At 74.2% G+C, this 22,250-nt stretch carries 13 protein-coding genes; 6 read left to right on the forward strand and 7 right to left on the reverse strand.

Going from position 1 to position 22,250, the window contains the following annotated elements; all coding sequences use genetic code 11:
* Positions 1-8: 8 nt before the first annotated feature.
* The 3 genes from E4N63_RS22040 to E4N63_RS22050 form a co-directional block, all read right to left on the reverse strand.
* Complete coding sequence (locus tag E4N63_RS22040) at positions 9-1,232, reverse strand: N-acetylglucosamine kinase (protein ID WP_230241533.1); 1,224 nt, start codon at positions 1,230-1,232, stop codon at positions 9-11.
* Positions 1,223-2,521, reverse strand: coding sequence for a 6-phospho-beta-glucosidase (locus tag E4N63_RS22045; protein WP_230241534.1), 1,299 nt, complete (start codon positions 2,519-2,521; stop codon positions 1,223-1,225). The genes E4N63_RS22040 and E4N63_RS22045 overlap by 10 nt, the downstream gene beginning before the upstream one ends.
* Before the next feature lie 64 nt (positions 2,522-2,585).
* Positions 2,586-3,680 carry a mechanosensitive ion channel family protein gene (locus tag E4N63_RS22050; protein WP_125621938.1) on the reverse strand — a complete coding sequence of 365 codons (1,095 nt, stop codon included), beginning with the start codon at positions 3,678-3,680 and terminating at the stop codon, positions 2,586-2,588.
* Between the two features lie 265 nt (positions 3,681-3,945).
* On the opposite strand from E4N63_RS22050, the gene E4N63_RS22055 reads away from it, so the two are divergent.
* Positions 3,946-4,482: an HNH endonuclease gene (locus E4N63_RS22055; RefSeq protein WP_019709022.1), complete on the forward strand. Its 537-nt coding sequence runs from the start codon at positions 3,946-3,948 to the stop codon at positions 4,480-4,482.
* 126 nt (positions 4,483-4,608) lie between these two features.
* On the opposite strand, the gene E4N63_RS22060 is transcribed toward E4N63_RS22055, so the two are convergent.
* Entirely contained in the window at positions 4,609-7,572 is a 2,964-nt protein-coding gene (locus E4N63_RS22060; protein ID WP_230242595.1) for a beta-N-acetylglucosaminidase domain-containing protein, read from the reverse strand.
* 379 nt (positions 7,573-7,951) lie between these two features.
* Between E4N63_RS22060 and E4N63_RS22065 the strand changes: the two genes are divergently transcribed.
* From E4N63_RS22065 to E4N63_RS22080, 4 genes are all read left to right on the forward strand, one after another.
* Positions 7,952-9,442, forward strand: coding sequence for an amidase (locus E4N63_RS22065; RefSeq protein ID WP_230241535.1), 1,491 nt, complete (start codon positions 7,952-7,954; stop codon positions 9,440-9,442).
* Between the two features lie 262 nt (positions 9,443-9,704).
* The gene (locus E4N63_RS22070; protein WP_185831070.1) at positions 9,705-9,980 is read left to right on the forward strand and encodes a hypothetical protein; all 276 of its coding nucleotides are present in this window, start codon (positions 9,705-9,707) and stop codon (positions 9,978-9,980) included.
* Positions 9,981-12,164 (forward strand): 4-alpha-glucanotransferase, encoded by a 2,184-nt coding sequence (gene malQ, locus E4N63_RS22075; RefSeq protein ID WP_374112812.1) that lies wholly within the window; start codon positions 9,981-9,983, stop codon positions 12,162-12,164.
* Positions 12,165-12,213: 49 nt separating this feature from the next.
* Positions 12,214-12,456, forward strand: coding sequence for a hypothetical protein (locus E4N63_RS22080; RefSeq protein WP_125621932.1), 243 nt, complete (start codon positions 12,214-12,216; stop codon positions 12,454-12,456).
* 215 nt (positions 12,457-12,671) lie between these two features.
* Here E4N63_RS22080 and pepN read toward each other — a convergent pair whose 3' ends face one another.
* From pepN to E4N63_RS22095, 3 genes are all read right to left on the reverse strand, one after another.
* Positions 12,672-15,284: an aminopeptidase N gene (pepN, locus tag E4N63_RS22085; protein WP_230241536.1), complete on the reverse strand. Its 2,613-nt coding sequence runs from the start codon at positions 15,282-15,284 to the stop codon at positions 12,672-12,674.
* Between the two features lie 222 nt (positions 15,285-15,506).
* Positions 15,507-16,532, reverse strand: a complete 1,026-nt coding sequence (locus E4N63_RS22090; RefSeq protein ID WP_125621928.1) for an aspartate-semialdehyde dehydrogenase — start codon at positions 16,530-16,532, stop codon at positions 15,507-15,509.
* Positions 16,533-16,625: 93 nt separating this feature from the next.
* Positions 16,626-19,934, reverse strand: a complete 3,309-nt coding sequence (locus tag E4N63_RS22095; protein ID WP_230241537.1) for a S8 family serine peptidase — start codon at positions 19,932-19,934, stop codon at positions 16,626-16,628.
* Positions 19,935-20,472: 538 nt separating this feature from the next.
* Here E4N63_RS22095 and E4N63_RS22100 point away from each other — a divergent pair.
* A complete protein-coding gene (locus tag E4N63_RS22100; protein ID WP_125621924.1) occupies positions 20,473-22,221 on the forward strand; it encodes a TIGR03767 family metallophosphoesterase in 1,749 nt (582 codons plus the stop codon).
* Positions 22,222-22,250: the final 29 nt, after the last annotated feature.

Consider the following 22,250-nt stretch of genomic DNA (forward strand, 5'->3'; position numbering starts at 1 on the left):
GTCCCCGATCACCTTCCGCGGCGCGCTGTCATACTCCCCGGTCTCGTCCGCCTTACGCGCCCCGCCGTGCCGATCCTGCCAGGTGCGCGCCGATTCGCGGTGGTGCGCGCCGTGTTGCGGCCTGTCACCGGGCATCGGCGGGGTGTCGGGAAGGGGTCACCCGGGGCGGTGCGGTGACCGTAGTGCTCGCGCAGGCGGGCGCGGGCGCCCGCGGGTGCTCCCGTGCGGTCCAGGCCGAGCAGGGCGGCGCCGAGCACCGGGGGAGCGGTGACCACCCGGGGGACGGCCTTCGGCGCCCGCTCGGCCAGCAGCCGGGTGATCGCGCCGTGCAGGAGGGGGTGGCGGGCGGCGAGCACACCGCCGCCGAGGACGACCGGGGTCTCCTCGCCGAGCAGACCGAGCCGCTCCAGCGCCACGCGGGCCAGGGTGACGATCTCCTCGGCCTGGCGGTGGACGACCGACCGCGCCACGGGGTCGCCGGCGGCGGCCACCGCGAAGAGCACGGGCACCAGGTCGTGCAGGCGTCCCGTCCCGATCCGGCCCAGGTGCACGGCCTCGATCAGCTCCGCCATGGTGGTCAGCCCGAAGTGCGCGGGGAGGGCGGGGGCCAGTGCCGTCGGCTCGCCCCGCCCGTCCTCGGCGCGGGCGGCGAACCACAGCGCCTCGTCGGCGAGCCATCTGCCGCCGCCGAGGTCTCCGGAGAGCGGGCCGAGGGCCGCGAAGCGGGCGGTCCGCCCGTCCGGGGTCATCCCGGCGCAGTTGATGCCGGCCCCGCACACCACCGCGACACCCCGGGGTTCGTCGGCTCCGGCGCGCAGCACGGCGAAGGTGTCGTTGGTGACCTCGGTGGCACGGCCCCAGCCGCGCGCGGCCACGGCGTCCCGCAGCCGCCGCTCCTCCACGGGCAGATCGGCGTTGGCGAGGCAGGCCGACACCTGCTCGGCGACCGGCCCGGCGCCGAACGGCAGCATCGCCGCCTCCGCCGCCCCGGCGGCCGCGCGGGCGAGGACGTCCACGGCCGCGTCGATGCCGGTGGCGGGCGGCCGGAAGCCCCCGGCCCGGCCGGTGCCGAGGACACGGCCGTCGGCGGCGACGAGGGCGGCGTCGGTCTTGCTGTTGCCCGCGTCGAAGGCGAGGACGGCCGCCGGGAGGGGCCCGGCGGGAGGGGCGGAGTCCGGCCGGGGCCCGTCACCGTCCGGGGCCGGTGGTGCGGAGCCGGGGTTCACGCCCATGCCAGGTGGTGCCGGTTGTGCGCGAGCAGGGAGTCGGTCAGCTGTTCGGCACGGTCGATTTGGCCGACGAGGGGGTGGCAGAGCAGCGCTTCGAACACCCGGTCGCGCCCGCCCTTGAGGGCCGTCTCCAGGGCGAGTTGCTCGTACGCGGTCACCTGGGCGACCAGGCCCGCGTACAGCGGCTCCAGGGGGCGCACCGGCAGCGGACGGGCGCCGTGCGGGCCGACGGCGGCCGGAACCTCGATGACGGCGTCGTCGGGCAGGAACGGCAGGGTGCCGCGGTTGAGGACGTTCACCACCTGCACGTCCTCCCCGCCGCCCCCGCCGCCCGGAGCGCCGCCGCCCGTGCCCGTGCCCTGCCGTCCCAGCAGCGAGGCGGTGAGCGCCACCGCCGCGTCCGAGTAGTGGGCGCCGCCCCGCTGGGACAGCAGTTCCGGCTTGCGGTCGAGTGCCGGGTCGGCGTACATCTCCAGCAACCGCCGTTCGATCCCGGCCACTTCGGCGGCGCGCGAGGTGCCCTCCCGCTGTTCCCGTACGGCCTCGTCGTGCCGGTAGTAGTAGCGCAGGTAGTACGAGGGGACGACGCCGAGCCGTTCGAGGAGCGTGCGCGGCAGGCGCAGGGTGTCCGCCAGGGTGTCGCCGTGCTCGGCGATCAGCTTCGGCAGGACGTCCGTGCCGCCCAGACGCACCCCGCGTTCCCAGGTCAGGTGGTTCAGGCCGACGTGGTCCAGGGAGACGTCGGCGGGGTCGGCGTCCAGCAGCGCGGCGAACCGCCGCTGGAAGCCGATGGCCACGTTGCACAGACCGACGGCCCGGTGGCCGGCGGTGAGCAGTGCGCGGGTGACGATGCCGACCGGATTCGTGAAGTCGACGATCCAGGCGTGCGGGCTGCGCCGCCGCACCCGCTCGGCGATGTCCAGGACGACGGGGACGGTGCGCAGCGCCTTGGCCAGACCGCCCGCGCCGGTGGTCTCCTGGCCGACGCAGCCGCACTCCAGCGGCCAGGTCTCGTCCTCCCGGCGGGCGTCCTGACCGCCGACGCGGAGCTGGAGCAGGACCGCGTCGGCGCCCTCCACCCCGGCGTCCAGGTCCCCGGTGAGGACGATCCGGCCGGGGTGGCCCTGCCGGGCGAGGATGCGCCGCGCCAGGCCGCCGACGAGTTCCAGCCGGTCCGTTTCGGGATCGACGAGCACCAGTTCGTCCACCGGCAGGACGTCGCGCAGCCGGGCGAAGCCGTCGATGAGTTCGGGGGTGTAGGTGGAGCCTCCGCCGACGACCGCGAGCCGCATGGTCTTCCCTTCCCTTCCCCGGCGGGGCCGGTGACCGGCCCGAACCGGGCCGCTGTGCGGGCCGTTACTTGGACAGGTGAGGGCCGGACGCCGGGGAGGGCGAGGCGGTCTGCGGGTTCTGCGGCAGCGGCGAGGCGTTGACGGACTGCGGTGAGGTGGAGCTGGCCAGGGCCGACGGTGGCGCCACGCCCGCCAGCGGATCCGGCCGCGGAGCCCCGTCCGCCGGCTCGGGTTCGGCGCCGACGATCCGGATGCCCGCCCCGTCGAAAGCGTGTTTGATGCGCCAGCGCAGTTCCCGCTCCACCCCGAGCCGCTTGCCCGGCATGGTCCTGGCCGAGGTGCGGATCACCACGGACTCCAGGGTCATCGACTCCAGGCCCAGCACCTCGACGGGGCCCCACAGCCGCTCGCTCCACGGCTCCTCGGCGGCCATCCGCTCACCGGCCTCCGCGATCGTCCGGCGGGCCTTCTCCAGGTCCTCCTCGGGCCGCAGATGAACGTCCACGGAGGCGGTGGCCCAGCCCTGGCTCTTGTTGCCGATCCGCTTGATCTCGCCATTGCGGACGTACCAGATCTCGCCCTCGTCGCCGCGCAGCTTGGTCACGCGCAGGCCGACCTCGATCACCTCGCCGCTGGCGACGCCCGCGTCGACCACGTCGCCCACGCCGTACTGGTCCTCCAGGATCATGAAGACCCCGGAGAGGAAGTCGGTGACGAGGTTGCGCGCGCCGAAGCCCAGAGCGATGCCGGCCACGCCGGCGCTGGCGAGGAGCGGCGCCAGATTGATGTTCAGCACCGACAGCACCGTCAGGGCCGCCGTGCCGAGGATGACGAACGAGGTGACGCTGCGCAGCACCGAGCCGATCGCCTCGGAGCGCTGGCGCCGCCGCTCGGCGTTCACCAGCAGACCGCGCAGCGGAAGACCTTCGGTGGCCTGGGAGCCGCGGTTCATCCGGGCGATGAACTTGGTGATGGTCCGCCGGACGACGGAGCGCAGGACGAAGGCGACCACCATGATCAGCAGGATGCGCAGCCCCGCGCCCAGCCAGACGGACCAGTTCTCCTCCACCCATCCGGCCGCCTGGCCGGCGTTCTCCTGTGCCTCGCGGAGCGTCGGCGCGGCGGGAGGCGTGGCATCGGCGAGAAACCTGGACAACACAGCGAAACCCTCCGTGAACGACCCGGCCGCCCGGTGGCACCGGACGGTCCGGCCGGCAGACCAACCAGACTAACGGGACGGGGCGGTCCACCTGTTCGTTCCGTTCGAGGGAGAGAGCTCTTCCTGCGGGGCAAGAACCCCGTGTGGTCGAAAACACTCCTGATGCGTTACGCGGACCTGGTGGCGCCATCACCTGGGCTGAGGGGAAACTGTCTGCAGATCGTCCCGGCGCGAGCCACGCGTCGCCGGCGTACAAGGAGGCACCGTGCCGCATGTCCTGGTCCTCAACGCGTCGTACGAGCCGCTCGGCGTCGTACCGCTCCGCCGCGCCCTCGTGCTCGTCCTCAACGGCAAGGCGGTCAGCCTCGAGGACTCCGGCGCCCTGATGCACAGCGCCACCCAGACGGTCCCGGCGCCCAGCGTCGTCCGCCTGAAGCGCTTCGTACGGGTGCCCTACCGCGGGCCCGTCCCGCTCACCCGGCGGGCCCTGTTCGCCCGGGACGGCGGGCGCTGCGCCTACTGCGGCGCCACCGCGACGAGCGTGGACCACGTCATCCCGCGCAGCCGCGGCGGCCAGCACTCCTGGGAGAACGTGGTCGCCGCCTGCCGGCGCTGCAACCACGTCAAGGCGGACCGGCACGTCTCCGAGCTGGGGTGGCGGCTCCGGCACCAGCCCGCCCCACCCTCCGGGCTGGCCTGGCGCATCATCGGCACCGGGCATCGGGACCCACGCTGGCTGCCCTATCTGCAGCCCTACGGCGCCGAGGACGCGATGGCCCGGATCGACGGCATATCCGCCTAGATCCGGGCCCTCTTGCGCCTGCCGGGCCGCCCGGTCCCGCCCCGGTACGCCGCGGAGGAGCGGGGCGGTCACCGCTCGTGCGCGGGGCGCCGGGGCGGCTGCCGGACGGCGCGGGCGCGCCGGGACTCAGCGTCCGACCGCGTACGCCTCCACGGAGAACAGCGAGTAGCCGTACCGGGTGGCGCGCTTCTCGCCCTGGACGCGGATGAACCGGGTGTCCGGCGCGTCCATCCGCACCGACTCCCGGCCGCCCCGGCCGTCCCGCACGGCCGCCGCGTCCCGCCAGACGCGCCCGTCGGCCGAGACCTGGACGCGGTAGCGGGCCGCGTAAGCGTCCTGCCAGTGCAGCACCACCTGGCCGACCCGGGCCGGACGGTCCAGCTCGATCTGGAACCAGGCGTTGTCCTCGGCCGTGGAGGACCAGCGGGTCGCCGGGTCGCCGTCGACGGCCGCCGGGGCCGGGAAGTCGGCGGTCTCGTCGCCCGAGGAGGTGGCCGTGGCGCCGCGCGCCAGATCCGGGCCGCCGGTCTCGGGGAACGCCCGTACGGTCAGGGTCCGCTTCTCGCCCGCAAAATCGAACGGCACCTCGTACGAACCCGCCGGGGTGTCCTCCGGGACGGAGACCGTCACCGGCACCTCGGTCTTCGTGCCCCGCCGCACGGTGACGCCCTGCGGAACCTTCACCTCGATGCCCTCGGGGGACGTGGCGACCAGCCGGCCGCGCACGTCCGCGGGGCGTTCCGCCGTCAGTTCGACCGGGATCTTCTCCTCGCCGCCGATCGTGACGTCCGTCTCCCCGCGCGCCAGGTCCAGCCGCGCGTCCGGCAGGTCGGCGAACCACGGCACCACGCCCCGCACCTCCGGGGACCGGCCGCCGCGCGGCCAGGTCAGCCGCACGGTGTCCGCGCGGACGTCCTCCGCGCCGAGCTGCGTCCAGCCCTCTCCGGACAGCCGCCCCAGGCTCCGCCAGCCCTCGCCGGGCACACGGGCCTCCACGACCGCTTCGGTGTCCCGGTCCGGGGCGGACAGCACGGTCACCGCGGCCAGCGGGCGGGTGCCGCCCAGGTCGACGCGGAGTTCCCCGGGGCGTTCCGTGACCGCTTCGCGGGGACGCGCCCGGTCGGCGCCCGTCCAGGCGTCCGCGCGCCCGACGGCCTTCTTCAGGAACGGGTCGAGCACGCCCTCGCCGACGGTCGCCGGGGAGGCGGCGATCTCCTTGCGGAGCCGCTGCAGGTCCAGCTGCGCCCGCCAGGCCGCCCCGCCGTTCCCGCGCGCCTGTGCGAGCAGCATCTCCACGGCGCGCTCGCCCGCACGGCCGTACCGCGCGAGCTGCGCCAGCCACGGACCGGCCTCGCGGTCCGCCGCCAGTTCCTCGCCGGCCGGACCGGAAAGCTGCTCCGGCGCGCGGCGCATGACCCGGAAGGCCTCGCTCAGCCGTTCGCCCGCGGTCTCCAGCTCCTCGCGGTCGCCGCGGCTGTGGGCCGTCCACAGCGCGTCGATCAGGGGCCGCAGGTACGCCGACTCCTTGCCGCCCAGCCCGGAGGAGGCGCCGTGGGCGGCGAGGACGCCCAGCGCCCGGCGGGACCGGGCGTCCGGGCCCGCGAGGGCGTCGACGGCAGCCTGCCAGGACTCCTGCGGCCGGTAGCCGCGCGGGTTCCAGGAGAAGTCGGCCGCCGTGAAGAGCGGGAGGCGGGAGGCGGTCGGCTGGGCCATGGCGTTGGCCAGCAGGGCGGAGGAACCGACGGCGACGCCCGGCTCCCGGCCCCGGTACGGGCCGAGGAAGAGCCGGTCCTGCGCGAAGTCGTTGACCGGGTAGTTGTCCACGGTGACGAGGGGGTGGCCGAACGCCTCGCGGGCGTCCGCCAGCTGACCGCCGGTGATCTTCTCCGGCACGACGCCGACGCCCGTCCAGGCGACCTCCACCTCCCGGCGGAGCGCTCCCGCGAGAGCGCTGCGGTAGGCGGTGGTGCCGTCCTGGTAGTACTCGGTGGGCATCACCGACAGCGGGGCGGCGCCGGGGTGGCGGTCGGCGAGATGCTCCGCGACGGCGTTGGCGACCCGGGCCTGGGCCCTGGCGGCGGCCTCCGGGCCGGAGCCGAACCGCTCGGCGTCCGCGTCGCAGTGCCACTCGCTGTAGCTCACGTCCTGGAACTGGAGCTGGAACGCGCGGACGCCCAGCGCCCACATGGCGTCGATCTTGCGGGTGAGCGCCCTGAGGTCGTCGTCGGAGGAGAAGCAGAGGGCCTGGCCGGGGGAGACCGCCCAGCCGAGCGTCACATGGTTGGCGCGGGCCCGTTCGGCGAGCGCGCGGAACTCGCCGCGCTGCCCGGCCGGGTACGGGTCGCGCCAGCGGCTCTGCCGGTACGGGTCGTCGCCGGCCGCGTAGAGGTAGTGGTTCTGCTTGGTGCGGCCCAGGAAGTCGAGGTGCTCCAGCCGCTGTTCGCGGGTCCAGGGGGTGCCGTAGAAGCTCTCGGTGACGCCGCGCACGGCGGTGCCCGGCCAGTCGCGGACGACGACACCGGCGAAGGAGCGGCCGGCCCGGTCCGCCGTACCGCCGTCGCTGCCGCTGCGGCTGTCACCGTCACCGTCGCCGGACGGGACGACGAGCTGACGCAGCGTCTGCACGGCGTGGAAGAGGCCGTCGCCGCCCCGGCCGGTGAGGGCGACGGTGTCGCGCCCACCGGTCCGGCCGACGGCCAGCCGGTAGCCGCCGGACGGCAGATCACCGGCCGACGGTGCGCGCAGGGCGCGCAGTGCCTCCGCCGCGCCCTTCGCGTCCGCCCGCACCACCAGGGCGTCGTGCGGCAGTTCGCCGCCCGGGCGGACATCGAGCACCCTGCGGGCGCCGGCCGACCGCAGCAGGGCGCGCAGCGCGTCGAGCGCGTACGGGTCGGCGTCGTCGTCGGACACCAGTGCGACCTGCTCGGTCACGCGAACGGGCTTCCCCCGGGCGCGCAGATCCTGCGGGCGGGGCCAGACGGACGGTACGGAGGTGTCGCTCTTGCGCTCCTCGGCCGTGGAGGCCGAGTCGCCCGCGGGGGATGGCACCGCGGCCGCGGAGGGCGCCGTTCCGACGAGCCCGCCGATCATCGCGGCGGCCAGCGCGGTGGCCCCGGCGGCGCGGGGGCGCAGCCCGGCGCTCCGCCGGCCCGGTCCGGCGGGCCCGTCCGCCGGCCGTGAATCGCCCCGTCCGTCGTCTGCGCCGCCCCCGAGCGGGCCGGTGAGCCGGAACTGCACGGTTGTCTCCTCGCCCTGTCCAGACCTGCCGGCCGCCCGCCCCTGCCGGGGCGGAACCCCGGGCAACCGGAACCGAGCCCACCACCGCCCCGGGAGAAGTGTCAACGTTCGGGCCCCGCATGTCCCGATTGGCGAGGTATGGCAGGGTGTTGGCGGGGGCCGGGCGGGTATACAGGGTCTTCCGCCGGGCGGTGTCCGGGAGCTGCCGCCGTCCCGGTCCTAGAGTGGGCGGATGGCGGATCCCCATGAGTTGACGATGCTCGAACAGGCCGCTGCCGTACGGGACGGAGAGCTGTCCCCGGTCGAACTCGCCGAGCACTATCTGCGCCGCGTCGAACGCCTGGACGCTTCCGTCGGCGCCTACCTCACCGTCACCGCCGACCGCGCCCTGGACGGCGCGCGGCGGGCCGAGCGCCTCCTCGCACGGCACGCGGCGGACGGCGGCACCGCGGGCGGCGGCACGCAGGGCGGCGGTCCGCGCGGCGGTGCCGGGCTGCCGCCACTGCTGGGGGTGCCGCTGCCGGTCAAGGACCTCGACGCCGTGCCGGGCGTCCGCTGCACCTACGGCTCCGCCGTCTTCGCCGGGCACACCGCCCCGGAGGGCGAGGAACCGCGGCTCGTCGCGCTGCTCCGGGAGGCCGGCACCGTTCTGCTGGGCAAGACCAACACCCCCGAGTTCGGGCTGCCCGCCTACACCGAGGGCCGGGTCGGCCCGCCCGCCCGCTCGCCGCACGACCCGTCGCGGGGCGCGGGGGGATCCAGCGGGGGCGCCGCGGCCGCCGTGGCCGCCGGGCTGGCGCCCGCCGCGCAGGGCAGCGACGGCGGCGGCTCCATCCGCATCCCCGCGAGCTGCTGCGGCATCGTCGGCGTCAAGCCGAGCCGGGGCCGGGTCAGCCCCGCCCCCGGCGGCGACATCAGCGGACTGGCGACCGCCGGGCCGCTCGCCCGTACCGTCCGGGACGCCGCCGCGCTGCTCGACGTGATGGCGGCCCCGGCGCCCGGGGACCCGGTGCCGCTCGCCGCGCCCGGGACGCCCTTCCTCCGCTGGTGCGACCGGACGCCCGGCCGGCTGCGGATCGGCCGCTGGGCCCGTCCGGACGTGCCCGGCGTCACCGTCGAGCCGGAGGTGCTCGCCGCGTACGAGCGGACGTCCGCGCTCCTCGCCGGACTGGGGCACGACGTCGTGGACGTGGAGCAGCCGCTGCGGCCGGGCGACCGGGACACCTTCACGCCCGTCTGGGCGGTGATGTCCGCGCTCGTGCCCGTCCCCGCGGAGCGGGAGGAGGAGCTGCTGCCGCTCACGCGCTGGCTGCGGGAGCGCGGCCGGGCCGCCACCGGGCTGGACTACGCGCGGGCCCTGGAGTCCATGCAGCGGGTCGGGCGGCGGCTGGCCGGAGCCGTCGCCCGGTGCGACGCCGTGCTCACCCCCACGCTCGCCCAGTTGCCGGCGCCCGTGGGGGCGCTGCGGAACGACGACGACCCGGCGGCCGATTTCGCCGCCCAGGTGGCGTTCACCCCGTTCACCGGGCCCTGGAACATCGCCGGTCTGCCCGCGGTCTCCCTGCCCGTGGAGTGGACGGACGAGGGGCTGCCCGTCGGGATGATGCTCGGCGCCGCGCACGGGGCCGAGGGCCCGCTGCTGGCGCTGGCCGCGCAGGTCGAGGCGGCCGTGGCACCCCGTCCGGGGCCGTGGGGATGGGGTCCGCGGCCCCGCGTCTGGTGAGCTCGCCGGGGGATTCGTCCCGTCGTGTCCCGTTTTTTTCGTTGACTCCGCCACTGCCCCCCTTGTTTCTCTCGCAATAAATCCGCCGCCTTGACTACCCTTTCGGCTTCAAGCCCTGCGCCGGAAGCGCTGTTCGGCCGCGAAATCAACCCACCGGGGAGCGATTGTGACGAGAGCCACGTTCGCCCCGCGTTTGGGTCTGGCCCGGCTCCAGCGGGGTAGGGCTGCTGTGTCGTACCGACCACGATCTACGGAGGCCCAGGTGGCCACATCCGCTCTTCTCCTCTCGACCCTCTCCAAACCCGGCGACCCGGTCGAACCGTTCAATCCGCTGGACCTCGACGGGCTGACGGACATCGACTCGGGTCTCGACGGCGCCAGCTCCGGCGAATACTCCGAGCCCCCGCTCACCAGCGAACCACCGCTGCCCGACAGCACCCCCCTCACCAGCGAGCCCGCGCTCGCCACCGAACTTCCGCTGACCAGTGAACCCACGGCCACCGGCATGGGTGCCGGTCTGGAGTGCACGGAGGTCTGAATGGGCCGCGCGCGGCTCGCAGCGCTGCACGGGGTCGCGACGTCGTACGAGCCCTCCCCGGGCCGTACGCTCCCGGTCCCCGAGGACACCGTTGTCGCCGTGCTGGCGGCACTGGGAGTCGACGCCTCGACCCCGCGGGCCGTGCGCGCCGCCCTGGACCGGCGGGAACGGGCCGAGCGTGAACGGCTGCTGCCGCCGTCCGTCGTCGTGACGACGGGCCGGCCGCCGCGGCCCGGAACGCTGCCCGGCCTGCCGCAGGACGCGGCCCTGCGCGTCCGCACCGAGACCGGTCAGAGTCTGGACTGGGACCCCGGCCCGGCCGTGACCCTGCCGACCGGCTGCCACACGCTTCACGCGGAGGCACCCGGCGGCCGGTCCGGCCGGGCCGTCCTGATCGTCGCGCCCGAACGGATGCCCGAACCGCCCGGCCGCACCCACGGCTTCCTCGTACAGCTCTATTCCCTGCTCTCGTCCCGCTCCTGGGGCATGGGCGACCTCGGCGACCTGGCCGAGCTCGCGGCCTGGTCCGGCCGGGAGCTCGGCACCGGGTTCCTCCAGCTCAACCCGCTCCACGCCGCCGTACCCGGCAACCCCACGGACCCGTCGCCGTACCGGCCCTCCTCCCGCCGCTTCCCCGACCCGGTGCACCTACGCGTCGAGGACGTCCCCGAGTACGTCCGGCTGCCCGCCCCGGAGCGCGAGCGCGCCGCCGCCGTCGCCGCCCGCGCCGAGGCGCTGCGGGAGGGCGTCCTGCGCCGGGGAGCGCTCATCGACCGCGACGCCGTCTGGCGGCTCAAGCGCGAAGCCCTTGAACTCGTGCGCACGGTGCCGCTCGGTCCCGGCCGCCGCGCCGCCTACTGCGCCTTCCTCGCCGAACAGGGACAGGCCCTCGACGACCACGCCACCTGGTGCGCCCTCGCCGAGATCCACGGCCCCGACTGGCGGCAGTGGCCCGACGGGCTGAGCGACCCCCGCTCCCCGCAGGCCGCCCGTGCCCGCGGCGAGATCCTGGACCGCGTCGACTTCCACTGCTGGCTCGCCTGGCTCACCGACAGCCAGCTCGGCACCGCGCAGCGCTCCGCCCTCGACGCCGGCATGCCCATCGGACTGGTGCACGACCTCGCGGTCGGGGTCCACCCCTCCGGCGCCGACGTCTGGGCGCGGCAGGACGTCTACGCCGCCGGGATGTCCGTCGGCGCGCCCCCCGACGCCTTCAACCCGCACGGGCAGGACTGGGGCCTGCCGCCCTGGCGCCCCGACGCCCTCGCCGCCACCGGCTACGCCCCGTACCGGGGGCTGCTGCGGGGGCTGCTGCGGCACGCGGGCGCCCTCCGCATCGACCACGTCATGGGGCTCTCCCGGCTCTGGTGGGTCCCCGAGGGCCGCCGGCCGACCGAGGGCGCCTACGTCCGCTACGACACCGAGGCCATGCTCGGCGTGCTCGCCCTGGAGGCGCACCGGGCCGGGACTGTCGTCGTCGGCGAGGACCTGGGCACGGTGGAGCCGGGGATGCGGGACGCCCTCGCGGAGCGCGGGGTGCTCGGCACATCGGTGCTCTGGTTCGAACGCGATTACGAGGAGCGGGATGCCCAGGCGCCCGCTGCCGGTACCGGGGCCTCCCCGGCCCCCGCCGGCACCGCGGCCCCCGACGCCGCCGTCCGGCAGCGGCCGCGACCGCTGCCGCCCGAACGCTGGCGGGCCGGCTGCCTGGCCACCGCCACCACCCACGACCTGCCGAGCACCGCCGCCCGGCTGACCGGTGAGCACGTCGAACTGCGGCACCGGCTGGGCCTGCTGACCCGCCCGCTCGCCAAGGAACAGGCCGAGGACGCGGTGGAGACCGCCGAGTGGCTGGCGGTGCTCAGCGAACTGGGCCTGCTGGCCGGGGGACGGGGCGACGAGGAGGAGGCGGTCCGCGCCGTCTACCGCTTCCTCTGCCGGACCCCGGCCCGCATGGTCGGCGTCTGGCTGCCGGACTGCGTCGGTGACCGGCGCCCGCAGAACCTGCCCGGGACCTGGGACGAATATCCCAACTGGCGGCTGCCCGTCGCCGACGCCACCGGCCGCCCGGTCACCCTGGAACACCTCGCGGCCTCACCGCGCCTGCACGCCCTGATGACCGATCTCGCCGGGCACCTGGCCGCGTCCCCGGCGGACGGGGCGGGGGCCGCCGGATGGCCGTGAGGGGCACCCCGGCCGCGCGGGTCCGCCGGGCGTTCGCTACGTTGGCACCGTGGACAACAAGAACGTGCTGCGCACCGGTGCCGTCATGGCCGGTTCGACGCTGATGATGCTGCTGATGTCGTCCCCGGCGTTCGCCCTGACGCGCGACGACGGTGACGACCCGGGCCAGGGCCTGAGCGTCGGCGAGACCCTGGGTCTCTACGTCGCCCTCCCGGTCCTCTCCTTCCTCGTCATCGCCGGACTGGTGATGGTGCTGGACAAGTCGCGCAAGCAGGAGAAGCGGCAGGTCTGAGCCGCCGCCGCACTCCGCGCCCCGGCGCGCGCCGCCCCCGGAACCGCCCCTGGTCCGGGGGCCGCCTGCGTCCGCAGCCGCGAACGCGGAACGGCGGGCGCCGGGCGGTACGTCCGTGACGTACCGCCCGGGCCCGCCGCTCTCCGTGCCGCGGGAGTGCCCGCCGAGTGCCCGCGGAAGCGCCCTCCGGCGCCGGAGGCCGGGGACCGGCCGGCTCAGACAGCGGCGGCCGCATCCGCCGCCTGCGCCTTGAGCGCCCGCTCGACCCCGGCCCGGGACTCGGTGACCAGCCGGCGCAGGGCCGGCGAGGGCTCGGCCGACTCCAGCCAGGCGTCCGTGGCGTCCAGCGTCTCCCGGGAGATCTGGAGCGCCGGGTAGAGACCGACCGCGATCTGCTGCGCCATCTCGTGGCTGCGCGACTCCCAGACGTCCTTCACCGCGGCGAAGTACTTGGCCGCGTACGGGGCGAGCAGCTCCTGCTGGTCGGTCTGGACGAAGCCGCCGATGACGGCCTCCTGCTGTGCGTTCGGCAGCTTGTCCGACTCGACCACCGACGCCCACGCCTCCGCCTTGGCCTCCTCCGTCGGCCGGGCCGCCCGCGCGGTCGCCGCGTGCCGCTCGCCCGCCGAGGTGCGGTCGCGCTCCAGCTCGGCCGCGATCTCCGGCTCGTCCGCCCGGCCGGTGGCCGCCAGCCGCTCCAGCAGCGTCCAGCGCAGCTCGGTGTCGACGACGAGACCCCCGATCGTCTCCGTTCCGTCGAGCAGCCCCTGCACCAGGTCGAGCTGGGGCTCCGTGCGGGCGGTGGCGGCGAAGGCGCGGGCCCAGGCGAGCTGGTGGTCGCTGCCCGGCTCGGCCGCCCGCAGGTGCTCCAGGGCCGCCTCGCTCCAGCGCGCCAGGCCCAGCTCGCGCCAGGACGGCGCCGCGTACAGCGCCAGGGCCAGCTTCACCTGTCGGTGCAGCGACTGGACGACGCCGATGTCCGACTCCTTGCCGATCCCGGAGAGGACCAGTTCCAGGTAGTCGCGGGTGGCCAGCTCGCCGTCCCGGGTCATGTCCCAGGCCGAGGCCCAGCACAGGGCCCGCGGCAGCGACTCGGTGAAGTCGCCGAGGTGCTGGGTGACCACGGCCAGCGACTCGGGGTCGAGCCGCACCTTGGCGTACGACAGGTCGTCGTCGTTGAGGAGGATCACGGCGGGGCGCTTCTTCCCCGCCAGCTGCGGCACCTCGGTCAGCTCGCCGTCGATGTCCAGTTCGATCCGCTCGGTGCGGACCAGCTTGCCGTCCCGCAGCTCATAGCAGCCGATGGCGATCCGGTGCGGCCGCAGCGTGCCCAGCGGCGGGCCCGCCTCGCCGGAGACGGAGGCCTTGGCGCCCAGCGGCAGCGCCGGGGCCTCCTGCCTTACGGCGAAGGAGGTGATCGTGGAGCCGTCGCCCGCGATCTCGGGGCGCAGGACGTTGATGCCCGCCGTCTGCAGCCACGCCTGCGACCAGGCCCCCAGATCGCGGCCGGAGGTCTCCTCCAGCGCGCCCAGCAGGTCGGAGAGGCGGGTGTTGCCCCACTCGTGCCGCTTGAAGTACGTCTGCACGCCGCGGAAGAACTCGTCCATACCGACATAGGCGACGAGCTGCTTGAGCACCGAGGCGCCCTTGGCGTACGTGATGCCGTCGAAGTTGACCAGGACGTCGTCGAGGTCCCGGATCTCCGCCATGATCGGGTGGGTGGACGGCAGCTGGTCCTGCCGGTAGGCCCAGGTCTTCATGGAGTTGGCGAAGGTGGTCCAGGAGTGCGGCCACTTCGAGCCGGGGGCGTGCGCCTGGCAGGCGATGGAGGTGTAGGTGGCGAACGACTCGTTCAGCCAGAGGTCGTTCCACCACTCCATGGTGACGAGATCGCCGAACCACATGTGGGCCAGCTCGTGGAGGATGGTCTCGGCGCGCGTCTCGTACGCCGCGTCGGTCACCTTGGACCGGAAGACGTACTGGTCGCGGATGGTGACGGCACCGGCGTTCTCCATCGCGCCCGCGTTGAACTCCGGGACGAACAGCTGGTCGTACTTCTCGAACGGGTACGGGTAGTCGAACTTCTCCTGGAACCAGTCGAAGCCCTGCCGGGTGACCTCGAAGATCGCGTCCGCGTCCAGGTGCTCGGCCAGGGAGGGACGGCAGTAGACGCCCAGCGGCACCGAGCGCCCGTCGCCCTCCCAGGTGCTGTGCACGCTGTGGTACGGGCCCGCGATCAGCGCGGTGACGTAGGTGGAGAGCGGCGGGGTCGGGGCGAACCGCCAGACGCCGTCCGCCGGCTTCTCCGCGCCGTCCGCGAGCGGGGCGCCCGAGATGACCGTCCACCCCTCGGGCGCCGTCACGGTGAACGTGAACGTCCCCTTGAGGTCGGGCTGTTCGAAACAGGCGAAGACCCGCCGGGCGTCCGGCACCTCGAACTGGGTGTAGAGATACGCCTGCTGGTCCACCGGGTCGACGAAGCGGTGCAGGCCCTCACCGGTGTTGGTGTACGCGCAGTCGGCGACCACCCGCAGCTCGTTCGGCCCGGCCGCCAGGGACGGCAGCGCGATCCGCGAGTCGGCGAAGACCTCCGCCGGGTCGAGCGCCGTGCCGTTGAGCACCACCTCGCGCACCGCCGGCGCCACCAGGTCGATGAAGGTGGAGGCCCCCTCCTCGGCCGCGTCGAAGCGGACCGTGGTGACCGACCGGAAGGTGCCCCCCTCCGGCTCCCGCGCGTTGCTCAGGTCCAGCTCGATCTCGTAACCGTGGGTGGTCAGGAGGCGCGCCCGCTGCTGCGCCTCCTCCCGTGTGAGGTTCGTGCCAGGCACGGTAGGCATCTCCCATTCGTCGGACGGAACGGCCATCCTCGCACGGGGGGACCCCATGATCGCAGCAGGTTTTGCGGAGCCGCCGGGCCCGGTTCCGGCGGGTTTCCGGGGCCGTCGCGGAAGGACGGCCCCGGTGCCCGGAACGGACCGGACCAGCCCGGAAAAGACCGGTCCCGGCCCATGACGGACCGGGACCGGCTGTCCGGGATCAGCCCGCCGGGATCAGCCCGCCTGGGCGACCACCAGTTCGGCGATCTGGACGGCGTTGAGCGCCGCGCCCTTGCGCAGGTTGTCGCTGGAGCAGAAGAGCGCCAGCCCGTGCTCCACCGTCTCGTCCGCGCGGATGCGGCCGACGAAGGTCGGGTCCTGGCCGGCCGCCTGCAGCGGGGTGGGGATCTCCGACAGGGTCACACCCGGGGCGCCCGCGAGGATCTCCTTGGCGCGCTCCGGGCTGATCGGGCGTTCGAAGCGGGCGTTGATCTGGAGCGAGTGGCCGGTGAAGACGGGGACCCGGACGCAGGTGCCGGAGACCTTCAGCCCGGGGATCTCCAGGATCTTCCGGCTCTCGTTGCGGAGCTTCTGCTCCTCGTCGGTCTCGGCGGACCCGTCGTCCACGACCGACCCGGCCATCGGCAGCACGTTGAAGGCGATCGGCCGCACGTACTTCTGCGGCTCGGGGAACTTCACGGCCGCACCGTCGTGGGTCAGCGCCGTCGCCGACCCCGCCGCCTCGCGGATCTGCTCGTCCAGCTCCTGGACTCCGCCGAGGCCGCTGCCGGACACCGCCTGGTACGTCGAGACGACCAGGGAGGACAGCCCGGCCTCGGCGTGCAGCGGGCGCAGCACGGGCATGGCCGCCATGGTGGTGCAGTTCGGGTTGGCGATGATCCCCTTGGGGCGCCGCATGGCGGCGTGCGGGTTGACCTCGGCGACGACCAGCGGGACATCGGGGTCCAGCCGCCAGGCGGAGGAGTTGTCGATCACCACGGGGCCGGCGGAGGCGACCTTCTCGGCCAGGGCGCGCGAGGTGGCGCCGCCCGCCGAGAAGAGCACCACGTCCAGACCGGAGTAGTCGGCCGTGGTCGCGTCCTCGACGGTGATCTGCTCGCCCTGCCAGTCCAGGGTCTTCCCGGCCGAGCGGGCCGAGGCGAAGAGCCGCAGCCGTTCCACCGGGAACGACCGCTCGGCGAGCATGTTCCGCATCACGCCGCCGACCTGTCCGGTGGCTCCGACGATTCCGATCCTCATGGGACGCCTTCCTCTGCTGCTGCCTTGGTGCCGTACTGCCGGCGGGGCGGGTGCTCCGAGAGCGCCCGCCCCGCCGTCCAGTGTCTCAGGCCGCTACGGAAGGACCTTTTCGATCTTGACGCTGCCCTTGCCGGTGACCGTGCCGTGGGCGTTCAGCAGGCTGACCTCGCCGAAGAACTCACGGCCCTCCGGAGCCGCGCCGTTCACCACGACCTCGGCTCCCACCTGCGCGGATGCGCCGTTGCCGAGCTTCACGACCGCCGATTCGTCCACGGTCACCTCGCCGAGCGAGGAGGCGTAGAACACATCGAGGTAGTCGTACTCGGTGGTGCCCGCGGGCACCGAGTAGCCGTCCACCACCACGGTGTAGGTACCGGCCGCGGGCTCGGTCAGCGTCACCGACTCCTCGGAGTCGCCGTCCGCGTCGTAGTCCACGAGCGCGCCGTCCTTGTAGACCGAGAGGTCCAGGTCGGCGCCGGTGTCGGAGGGTGAGCCGATGGTCACGTCCAGCCGGGAGACGCCCTCGGGGACCTCGACGGTGGTCTCCTGCGAGGCGCCGTCGCCGATGGACGGGCGCGCGCTCTTGGCCGAGCCCAGCTCGCCGCCGCGCAGCTTGCCGTCGATGGCACCGAAGCCGTTGGTGACCTTCCAGTCCACCGAGGCCGGGGTGCCGGTCTCGGCCTCCTCGATGGTCCGCACGGCCGGGTCGAAGACGGTGCCGAGCGCCGTCGCCGTCACCGTGTACGGGTTGTACAGCAGCGGCGAGGTGCGCCGCGACTCGACCTCGATCTCCCACACGCCCGGCATCGGGTCGGCGTAGCCGCGCCGCGACGGGTCACAGGTGTTGTTGGGGCTGCTGTAGTTCGGGTAGCAGTAGATCGTGCTGCTCGGGTCGACCGGCACGCCGTACGGGTTGATGGCGATCCACCGGGTCTGGCTGCCGTCCTTCAGCCCGTCCATCCGGACCTCGAGGCTCTTGGCGCCTTCCGGCACGGTGACGAAGTACGAGGTGTTCCGGTTCCGCTCGGCGGTGCCGGACTTCTTCACCGCGTACGACGGGGCGGCCAGCTCGTCGGCGACCACGACGCTCGTCATGATCTGCTGGTCGGTGCCCCTGGTGCGCCGGTCGTCCAGCTCCAGGACGGCGCTGTGGAAGCCGGCGCTACGGGCCTTGGCCCGGACCTTGACGGTGACCGGCTTGTCCAGCGGCAGGTTGACGGTGTCGTAGCCCACGAGGGAGAAGGTGCCGTCGTTGTTCGCCCAGTTCAGTTCGTGCCGGACCGGGCCGGACGGGCCGCTGGTGCGGGTGACGGTCACGTCGTACGTCCGGGACTTGCCGGTCTTGAGGCCGCCCTCGCGGTCGTAGACGCCGGTGCCGCGGTGCGGGGTCTTGAGATAGCCGGAGAGCACGGTGTTCACCGGGGCGGAGACCGTGTACGTGTGGGCGCTCGCGCCGTTGCGGATCGCGGACCAGGCGTCCACCACGTCCATGAGCCCGGCGCCCTGCTCGTACGCCTGGAAACCCCTGATGCGGTGGGCCGTGCTGGTCAGCGCGGTGCGCAGCTTCGCCGGGGTGAGGTCGATCTTCTTCTGCTTCGCGGCGGAGAGCAGCAGCGCGGAGGCGCCGGCGGCCTGCGGGGAGGCCATCGACGTGCCCTGCAGCATCCCGTAGCCGGGCGGCAGCTCGTAGCCGGCCTCGGCGACCGGCTGGCCGGGCTGCCAGCTCGGGACGGTGTTGATGGAGGCCCCGGGCGCGGCGAGGGTCGGAGTGAAGCCGCCGTCCTCGCGCGGGCCGCGGGAGGAGAACGGCATCATCGAGTAGCGGGTCCGCATCACGGAGCCGTAGTTGGCCGCCCAGGTCTCCCGGGACGCGGAGGCGCCGACGCTGATCACCTTGTCGGCGAGCGAGGGGTCGCCGATGGTGTTGGCGCCGGGACCGCTGTTGCCGGCGGAGATGACGAGCTGGACGCCGTAGGTGTCGATGAGCCGGGTGTAGAGCTCGGAACGGGCGTTGTTGCCGTCGTTCAGCGGGGGCAGTCCGCCGATGGACATGTTGACGATGTCGACGCCGCGGTTGACGACGAGATCGATCATGCCCTCGGTGAGCGCGACGTTGGTGCAGCCGCCGGACCAGGTGCAGGCGCGCGAGGAGACGAGCTTCGCGCCGGGGGCCGCGCCGTCCATCTTCCCGCCGAAGAGGCCGTTGGCGGCGGTGATGCCCGCGACGTGCGTGCCGTGGGAGCCCTCGACGACGCCGATGTTGACGAAGTCGGCCGTCTTGCCGGTCCAGTCGCCGCCGTACGGGTCCATCGGCACGTCCTTGCGGATCTCCACCACGAAGGGGATCCGCTCGGCGATCGCCGTGTCCGGGTCGTCGGTGCCGAAGTAGCCGACGTGGAAGCCGTCCTTGTACGGCTTCATCGCCTCCTGGTCGCCGAAGTCGCCGTCGTCGTCGAGGTCGACGCGGACGGTGCCGGCGGCCGGGTCGTACAGCAGGCCCCAGGTGTCGGTGGTGTCGCCGTCCCGGTTGAGGTCGCCCGCCATGTCGCCGCCGGTGGTGGCGGACTCGGCGAAGCGGCTGACGCGGTACGAGCCCTCGGGCGCGGTCCAGGTGCGGCCGGCGTAGGTGAACGTCGGCCCGGAGACGTCCTGGACCATGGGGCGCCAGGTGCCGTCGCCGTCCACGATCGGGTCGGTCGCCGTCACCCAGTCGGTGATCTTGCGCTCGCCGGTGGTGGTCTTCTGCAGGGCGGAGTGCCCGAGGTCCACGCCGGAGTCGAGGATGCCGATGGTGATGCCCCGGCCGTCCGCCTTCGGGTTCTTCTTCACGAAGTCGACGGCGCCGGTCTCGTGGGACGGCTGGTACGGGTTCTTCGCCGGGGTGTCCTCGTCCGGGCCGTCGTACGAGCCCGTGGGGCCGGTCCTGGCGCCCTTCGCGCGGTCGCCCTTCGGCGTCGGGTCCGGCAGCCGGATCTCCTGGCGGAGGTCGATGCCGTGCACGGAGGAGAGCTTCGCGGCCTTGGCGATGGCGGCGTCGGCGCGGCCGGTGGGCACGGTGGCCCGCACATAGCCGAGCTTGTCGTAGGTGCTGCCGACGGAGGCGCCCTTGACGGACTCCAGTTCGTCCACGGCCTGCTCGGTCGCCCCGGGGGCGGTGGCGAGCATCATCGTGACGTTCTTGTCGCCGTCGGACTTGGCCTCGGCGAGCAGTTCGGCGTCGGCGGAGCCGAGCTTGTCCCCGGCGGACTTCGCCGGGGCGGGGGAGGAGCCGGGGCCGCCGTCCGCGGCGAAGGCCGGGACGGGGCCGGCCGCGGCGAGCGCGGCCACCAGGCCCGCGGTGATCGCCGCGCGGGCCGCGCGTCTCGGGCCGGACGGCGGCTCGGGTATGGGAGAAGAAGGCATGGCCACCCTTGTTCGGAAATCGGATCCGGTTGACCGCACTTATATGTAAGTGCGAGGAGTTTGGGGAGGGTTGGGCGCCCGCTGAGCGGACGGTGGCGTATTTCCGCCACCGCCATTCGGGGGCGAAGCGGGTCCGAAGCCCCAATTCGCCGGTGGCGGAAGTTCGTTGAAAGCCGGGTGACCGCCGTTCGGCGACCGCTCCGGAGGCCGCCGTTCCACGCCGGCCGTCCTTCTGCCGTCCGCCGTACCCCCCGAGTGCCGCCGCCGGGCGCCGCCGCGGTCTCCCCCCGCTGTCCCGTCGTCGTGCTGCCGTCCGCCCCCGGCACGGGCCGGGCCCCGGTGAACGCCGGGTGAGCGGCGGGGAACCCGCGGGCCGGAGCCGGATGACCGCTTCCCGTACCGGTGATCGATGTGCGGCGATGGGCGCCGGACGTTCCGGTCTCGTTCAAACAGGGGCCACCCCCGGTGCCAAGCATCCGAGGGAGCGGGGCGCGCCCCCGCTTCCGCCGTGTCCGCGCGCAGCACTCGGGGAGCCCCCATGTCCCGCATCGGAACGACCGACTCCGCAGCCCTCCACCGCCGTGCCCTGCTCGCCACCGTCGGCGCGCTCGGGGTCTCCGCCGGCCTCGGTACGGCCCTCGGCTCCGGGAGCGGACCGGCGGAGGCCGCCACCGCGCCGCCCCGCGCCCGCTCCGCCGGGCCCGTCACCGGGCCGTCCACCGCGCCGCCGGACCGCGCCCGCACCACCTCCTCCCGGCAGGGCACCACGCTCGACACGGTGGCCACCCCGCGCGGCGCCACGGGCTACCGGCGGCTCGGGGAGGGCCCCGGCTGGCCCCGCGTCGTCCGCTCCGAACTGGCGTCCGCCCGGAAGGGCAGAGCGGACCGGCGCACCGCGCTCGCCTGCTTCGTCCAGTTCACGGACCTGCACATCGTCGACGTCCAGCACCCGCTGCGCTACGAGTACCTGCGCGCCTCGACCGCCAGCGCCTGGCGCCCGCAGGAGGCGCTCTCCGTCGCCGGCACCGTCTCACTCATCGAACGCGTCAACGCGCTGCCCGGCGGCCCCGCCACCGGCAGCCCGCTCGCCTTCGCCATGACCACCGGTGACAACACCGACAACAACTCCCGCGCCGAACTGCAGTGGTTCCTCACCGCCATGAGCGGCGGCCGGATCATCCCCAACACCGGCGACGACCGCCGCTACGAGGGCGTGCAGAACAGCGGCCTTCCGCTCTACTGGCAGCCGGAGGACACCCTGCGCGACGGCGACAAGCAACTCGGCTTCCCCCGGATCGACGGCTTCCTCGACGCGGCGATCCGCGAGGTCCGCAGCCCCGGGCTGCGCATGCCCTGGTACTCCACGGTCGGCAACCACGACACCCTGCCCGGCGGCGCCTACGCCCGCGGCGGCTTCTTCGCCGAGTTCGCCGTCGGCGGGCGCAAGCTGGAGAGCCTGTCCCCGGCCGAGGGCGCCGCCCTCTGGACCAACGTCAGAAAGGCCGGCGACCCCGAGGGCCGCCGCTTCGAGGAGCTGCTGCGCTCCCGCACCCGCGCCATGCGCCGGGTCACCCCCGACGAGCGCCGCGCGCCCTTCACGCCGCTCGAATACGTGACCGCGCACCTCGACCCCTGGCACACCGGGCCCGGCCCGCGCGGCCACGGCTACACCAGCGCCAACCTCGCCGAGGAACGCCTGTACTACTCCTTCCGCATCGCCGAGGGCGTCCTCGGCATCAGCCTCGACAGCACCGACAACGGCGGCCACTACGAGGGCTCCCTCGGCACCGCGCAACTCCGCTGGCTGGAGCGGACCCTCACCGAGCACCGCGACGAGCACGTCCTGGTCTTCAGCCACCACACCGGCTCCACCATGCGCAATCTGCGCCCCGACCCCGCCCGGCCGGACGAGAAGCGGCACGGCGGCGAGGAACTGCTGGCCCTGCTCGGCCGCCACCGCAACGTCCTGGCCTGGATCAACGGCCACAGCCACAAGAACAACATCACCCCGCGCGAGGGCTTCTGGGAGATCTCCACGGCCTCGCACGTCGACTTCCCCCAACTCGCCCGGGTGATCGAACTGGTGGACAACCGCGACGGCACGCTCTCCCTCTTCACCACGCTGGTGGAATCGGCCGCTCCGTACCGCGCCGACCACTCCGACCTCTCCCAGACCGGACTGGCCTCCCTCTACCGCGAGCTGTCCCTCAACACCCCCGGCGCGCGCACCACGCTCTCGGGCGAGCCGGGCGACCGCAACACCGAACTGCTCCTCGCCCGGGGCTGACGGGTGCCGCCGCGAGGCCCGTCCCCACC

It is taken from the genome of Streptomyces sp. MNU89 (assembly GCF_020982505.1).
Classification (GTDB): domain Bacteria; phylum Actinomycetota; class Actinomycetes; order Streptomycetales; family Streptomycetaceae; genus Streptomyces; species Streptomyces xinghaiensis.